This window comes from Corynebacterium lipophiloflavum DSM 44291 (assembly GCF_000159635.1).
Taxonomy (GTDB): Bacteria; Actinomycetota; Actinomycetes; order Mycobacteriales; family Mycobacteriaceae; genus Corynebacterium; species Corynebacterium lipophiloflavum.
On the sequence record NZ_GG667193.1, the window covers coordinates 17433 to 23298 of the forward strand.

Consider the following 5866-nt stretch of genomic DNA (forward strand, 5'->3'; position numbering starts at 1 on the left):
GGTTTTTCTATAGGCTAGTCCCTCTTATAAAGCCCTACACCCCACCAAAAAACTTCCCCGCCACCCGCCGCGCGGCGGCCAATAAACGCCCCACCACCTCTGCGCGCTCGCGATCGTCTCTAGACCCGGCTGCGAACGTTGCCGCGAGCGCGGCAGCGGGGCGTCCCAGGTGGTCGAGCACGGCCACGGCCACAGTCTCCTGGCCGCGTGAGACCTCTTCGCGTTCCTCGTCCCAGCCGCGCTCACGTGCCGTCGCCAAGCGGGCGGTGATCTCGCGGTAGGCTCGCTGCTCCCCGGAGGTGGAAAACACCGCCTTGGCCTCGGCAGCTGGGAGGTGCGCCACCATGATCCGCCCCGATGCCGTGGACAAAGCGGGCAGGCGCACGCCGACCTCAGTGACCAGTGAGACCGCCTTGGGTGCGCGAGCCTCGTGCAGGTAGACGATTTCGGATCCGGCCATGCGCGACAAATGCGTTGAACCGCCGACCAGGCCGGCGATCGCTTCGAGGTCCTTCGCGGCCAGGCGCACCAGCGGTTGCTGCATGGTGTAGGCGGAGGACATCCGGTAGGCCGCGAGCCCGAGCCCGTAGGTGCCGGGGTTGTCTAGGTGTACCACGAAACCGGAACATTCCAATTCCCGCAACAGGTGGTAAGTGGAGGAGCGGGGGAGATCCAGTTCGCGCTGGATGCGTGCGGCGGACAAGGGGACGTCGGAAAGCGACAGCAGCGTGAGAATGCGCAGCGCATTATGTGCGGCGGGAACCTGTCTCGGTGCCATGGCCCAAAAGTCTGGCATGTGAGACCCCCTAAAAGAAAGGCGGGTCATATCCGGGTGTAGCTGTGTCCTAAACTTCCCAGCCATGACGACGATTCAGTCCACGTCAGCTGCGGATCGCACCGGGGGACGCGGGTTGACCTCGCGCCACCTCCACTTCATCGCGCTTGGCTCCGCCATCGGCACCGGGCTGTTCTACGGCTCCGCCGGCGCGATCCAGGCCGCGGGGCCTTCGGTTCTGCTGGTCTACCTGCTCGGCGGCGCTGTGGTGTACTTCGTGCTGCGCGCGCTCGGCGAGATGGCCGTGCACCACCCCGTGCGCGGCTCATTCGCGGAATACACCCGAACCCACCTTGGCGGGGCGGCGGGCTTCCTCACCGGGTGGATGTTCGCCTTCGAAATGGTGATTGTGGCCATGGCGGATCTCACCGCCATAGGCATCTACATGGGCTTTTGGTTCCCGGATGTCTCGCGCTGGGTGTGGATCGTCGTCGCGCTGCTGATCGTGGGCGCGGAGAATGTGGCGTCGACACGTGTGTTCGGCGAGCTGGAGTTCTGGTTCACCATCGTCAAGGTCGGCGCCGTGGTGGCGATGATCGTCGCGGACGCGGCCGTGCTCATCCTCGGGTTGGCCAACGCAGAGACCACCGGCCCCGCCAACCTGGTCAACGAGGGCGGGTTCTTCCCCAACGGCATGTCCGGCATGGCGGCATCCTTCATCCTCGTGCTCTTCGCCTTCGGCGGCACCGAGATCATCGGCGTGGCCGGTACCGAGGCCGAGGACCCATCACGCGCGATCCCGAAGGCGATCAACACCGTGCCCGCGCGCATCCTGCTGTTCTACGTGCTCGCGATCCTGGTCATTTTGATGATCAACCCCTGGCACACCATCACCGGCGATGAGTCGCCGTTCGTGCAGATCTTCACCGCGCTCGGTGTGAACTGGGCCGCCGCTCTACTTAACGTCATCGTGATCACCGCAGCCCTGTCAGCCATCAACGCCGACATCTTCGGCGCGGGCCGCGTCCTCGCGGGGCTGGCGAACCAGCACCTCGCCCCGGCCGCGATGGCGAAGACGGTGCGCGGCGTGCCGGTGATGACCACGGTGATCCTGCTCGGAGTCCTTGTTATCGGCGTTGTGCTCAACGCGCTGATTCCGGAGTCCGTCTTCGCACTCATTGCCGCGCTGGCCACCTTCGCCACCATCTTCGTGTGGATGATGATCCTGCTCGCACACCTCGCCTCGCGTCGGCGCATGCCACCCGCCGAGGCGCAGACCCTGGGCTACCGCGTGCCGCTGTGGCCGCTCGGCCAGTACTTCGCGCTGGCGTTTATTCTGTTCACCTTCGGCGTGATGGCGTGGCAGCCGGACTTCCGCACCCCGCTGTCCGTGGGTGTGGTCTTCAGCGTCGCCTGCATCGCCATGTACTACGCCACGGGCCGCAACAAGGTTGCCGGCGTGAACAGCCCACTGCCCGCCGCCGAGCGCATCTAGGCTGGCAGGCGTGAACACAGTCTCTGCACCGCTGTACAGCCCATTCGAGTCTTGGAGAGGGCGTGACGACGGCCCCAGGCCCGACCACGCCCGCTGGCACAGCGTGATCCGCCGTGAGGCGGCCGCGGGCGGGGTTGCACTGGTTGGTTTCTCATCCGACGAGGGCGTGCAGCGAAACGGCGGTCGCGCCGGCGCCGCCGAAGGCCCCGCCGCGCTGCGACACGCCCTGGCGGACCTGGCCATCCACGACGAGGCCCCGCGTTTCGACGCCGGCACGGTCACCACCCAGGGCGAGGACCTGGAAACCGCGCAGCGCGAACTTTCCGAGCGCGTGCGCGACCTCGCTGCCGCGGGCAACCTGGTCGTCGTGCTCGGCGGAGGCCACGAAACCTCGTTTGCCACCCACCGCGGGGTGCGTGAGGCGCGCGGGGAGATGAGCATCATCAACCTCGACGCCCACTTCGACCTGCGCGACGCCCCATACCCCACGTCGGGCACCCCGTTCGCCCAGATCGCGCAGCTGTGCGGAGATCAGTTCAACTACTCGGTGCTGGGCGTCTCCGAGCCGAACAACACCGCAACGCTGTTTCATACCGCCGCGCGGCTCGGGGTGCGCACCGTGCTCGACACCGAGCTCGCGCAGCTGAGCCCGGCCGAGTGCGCACGCGTGGCGCTCGACTGCGTTGCTGGGCAGCGGCCGATCCACCTGAGCATCGACCTAGACGTTCTGCCCGCCTCGACCGCCCCGGGAGTCTCCGCGCCGGCCGGGTTCGGGGTCGCCCTGGAAAAAATCCGGGCCATCGCCACCGCCGTGGCCGGCACAGGGCGGTTGGCGCTCGTCGACGTGGTCGAACTCAATCCGCGCTACGACATTGACGCGCGCACGGCGCGCACGGCCGCGCGTCTGATCCACGACATCGTCGCGGCGCACGTGCGGTGTAGAAGTGGGCGTTGAGGTGGGCGTCGACAAGCACGCGAAAAATTTTGGCAAAAACCTATCGCTTAATAGGCGCAAAGTCTATTCTTAACCCCAACATTCACACAGGATGTTTCGAACCTACTACTCAGATACTGGGAGGAACCCGTTATGGAGGGGTTAATCGACACGCTCAACAGCCTGATCTGGTCGAACTGGCTGGTGTACCTGTGTCTCGGCGCCGGCGCGTACTTCACCATCGTCACGCTGTTCCTGCAAATTCGCTGCATTCCCGACATGCTGAAGCAAATCACGCAGGGTGAAAAATCGGAATCTGGCATTTCCTCGTTCCAATCGCTGATGATTTCGCTCGCCGGACGTGTGGGCGTGGGCAACATCGCAGGTGTCGCCACCGCCATTGCGTTCGGCGGGCCGGGAGCGGTGTTTTGGATGTGGCTTGTTGCGCTGCTGGGATCTGCAACCTCGTTCGTGGAATGCACCCTGGCGCAGATCTACAAGGAGAAGGACCGCGACACCGGCGAGTACCGCGGCGGACCCGCCTTCTATATTGAAAAGGCCGCGGCGCACACCAGCGCCCGGCCGTTTGCCCTGGTCTACGCTGTGATCTTCGCCATCAGCATGATCCTGGCCACTTCCTACTTCCTCCCCGGCATCCAGGCCAACGGTGTTGCCGCGGCTGTTGAAAACGCGTGGACTATCCCCACCTGGATCTCGGGCGTTGCCATGGTGGTTCTGCTTGGTGTCATCATCATCGGTGGTGTCAAGCGCATCGCGATGTTCGCCTCCCTCGTCGTGCCGGTGATGGCGGTTTTGTACATCATCGTGGCCATCGTGATCCTTGCGGTCAACGCCGGGCAGATCCCCGAGGTCTTCGGCCTGATCTTCCGTTCCGCTTTCGACCAGGAGGCAATGTTCTCCGGCATGCTCGGCGCGGCGATCCTCTGGGGCGTCAAGCGCGGCATCTACTCCAACGAGGCTGGCCAGGGCACGGGCCCGCAGTCCGCAGCGGCCGCCGAGGTCTCCCACCCCGCGAAGCAGGGCTTCGTGCAGGCCTTCGCGGTCTACGTGGACACGCTGTTCGTCTGCTCGGCCACCGCGTTCATCATCATCTCCACCGACATGTTCAAGGTCTTCGAAGGCCAGTCCGAGGACGGGGCCGTGCGCTACGCGGGCTCGCTCCCCGACGGCGTCGAGGTCGGACCCGGGTTTGTCCAGGAAGGGTTGAACACGCTGACACCGGGTGTCGGACCGTCGTTCGTCGCAATCGCGATCATGTTCTTCGCGTTTACCACCGTCCTTGCGTACTACTACCTCGCCGAGGTGAACTTCACCTACCTCAACCGCTGGGTGAACAACGAAACCGCCCGCCGGGCCATCATCTGGGTGCTGCGCCTGCTCATCCTCGTCTCCGTCTACGTCGGCGCGACCAGCACGCCCGGCACCGCCTGGGCGCTGGGTGACATCGGCGTCGGCGCGACCGCGTGGCTGAACATCCTGGCCATCCTGGTCATCCAGGGCCCGGCGCTGAAGTGCCTGTGGGACTACCGCCGCCAGAAGAAGGCCGGGCTCGACCCGCAGTTCGACCCCGAGGCCCTGGGCATCAAGGGCGCCGACTTCTGGGTCAAGCGCAAGGCCGACATGGTCGCAGCCGGAACGTGGACCGAGCTCCCGGCCGCAGCCGCCAAGGTGGAGAAGTAGGTTTAGCGCAGCGACGAAAACAGCGCCTCTGCGCCCGCTTCGTCCCACAACATAACGTTGCCGACCTCGGTGTCCATAAACCCGCCGAGCGGCACCGTCTCGGTGTGCAGTCCGCCGCGCATCGCGAGCGGGATGCGCGCCAAGTTCCACACGTGATCACCGGTGTTGACGGTAAACATTCCCGGCACGGCCCACATGAGCGGGATGAGCCGGAACGGGTTGAGAAGCACGGCCGGCGACGTGACCTCGTTGACAATCGCTGAAAGGAACTCGCGCTGGCGGTTCACCCGGTCCAGATCGCCCAGCGCTGTCGCGCGGGTGCGCACGTAACCCAGCCCCGTCGGCCCGTCCATCTTCTGGCAGCCCGGCTCGACGTAGAGGTTGGCCAGCGGATCCTGGATCGGCTCTGTGACGCAGATTTCGACACCACCGATGGCGTCGACCACGCCCGCGAGCCCTCCCATGCCGATCTCCGCGTAACGGTCCACGCGCAGCCCCGTGTTCTGCTCCACGGTCGTCGCCAGCAGCTTCGGCCCGCCGTAGGCGAAGGCGGCGTTGATCTTGTCCATGCCGTAGCCTGGGATGGAGACGTACGAGTCGCGCGGGATGGACACCAGGGTCGCCGGCCCCGTGCGCGGTAGGTGCAGCAGCATCACCGTGTCGGTGCGGCCGACGCCGAGGTCGCCGCCGGTGCCGTAGCGCGCGATGTCGTCCTCGCTGAGGCCCTGGCGCGAATCGGAGCCGACGAGCAGCCAGTTCGTGCCGGCGGTGTTGGCGATGCGCTCGTCGGGAAGCGCGTCAACGCGGTTCAAGCGCGCGTCGGTGAAGAGGACCCCGGCGATGAGGAGCACCACAACGAGTGCGAATACGGAGAAGCAGCCGGGTGCTTTTCGACGCCTCCGCGCACGCACCGGAGCCTGCGCCGCCGCGGGCGGTGCTTGGCGCACGCGCGAGCGCGACA

Annotated in this window: 5 protein-coding genes; 3 read left to right on the plus strand and 2 right to left on the minus strand. The window is 65.9% G+C overall.

Annotated features, from left to right (window positions below; translation table 11 throughout):
* Nucleotides 1-34 precede the first annotated feature (34 nt).
* Nucleotides 35-778 (minus strand): IclR family transcriptional regulator, encoded by a 744-nt coding sequence (locus tag HMPREF0298_RS06795; protein ID WP_040422852.1) that lies wholly within the window; start codon nt 776-778, stop codon nt 35-37.
* A gap of 82 nt (nt 779-860) precedes the next feature.
* Here HMPREF0298_RS06795 and HMPREF0298_RS06800 point away from each other — a divergent pair, with 82 nt between their 5' ends.
* From HMPREF0298_RS06800 to HMPREF0298_RS06810, 3 genes are all read left to right on the plus strand, one after another.
* Nucleotides 861-2270 (plus strand): amino acid permease, encoded by a 1410-nt coding sequence (locus HMPREF0298_RS06800; protein ID WP_006840392.1) that lies wholly within the window; start codon nt 861-863, stop codon nt 2268-2270.
* Between the two features lie 10 nt (nt 2271-2280).
* Nucleotides 2281-3225, plus strand: coding sequence for a formimidoylglutamase (hutG, locus tag HMPREF0298_RS06805; protein WP_040422805.1), 945 nt, complete (start codon nt 2281-2283; stop codon nt 3223-3225).
* A 132-nt stretch (nt 3226-3357) separates the two neighbouring features.
* On the plus strand, nt 3358-4905 hold the full coding sequence (locus tag HMPREF0298_RS06810) for an alanine/glycine:cation symporter family protein (protein WP_006840394.1): 1548 nt from the start codon (nt 3358-3360) through the stop codon (nt 4903-4905).
* Nucleotides 4906-4907: 2 nt separating this feature from the next.
* Here HMPREF0298_RS06810 and HMPREF0298_RS06815 read toward each other — a convergent pair.
* Nucleotides 4908-5866, minus strand: a 959-nt coding sequence (locus HMPREF0298_RS06815) for an LCP family protein (protein ID WP_245527463.1), incomplete at its 5' end; no start/stop codon positions are given.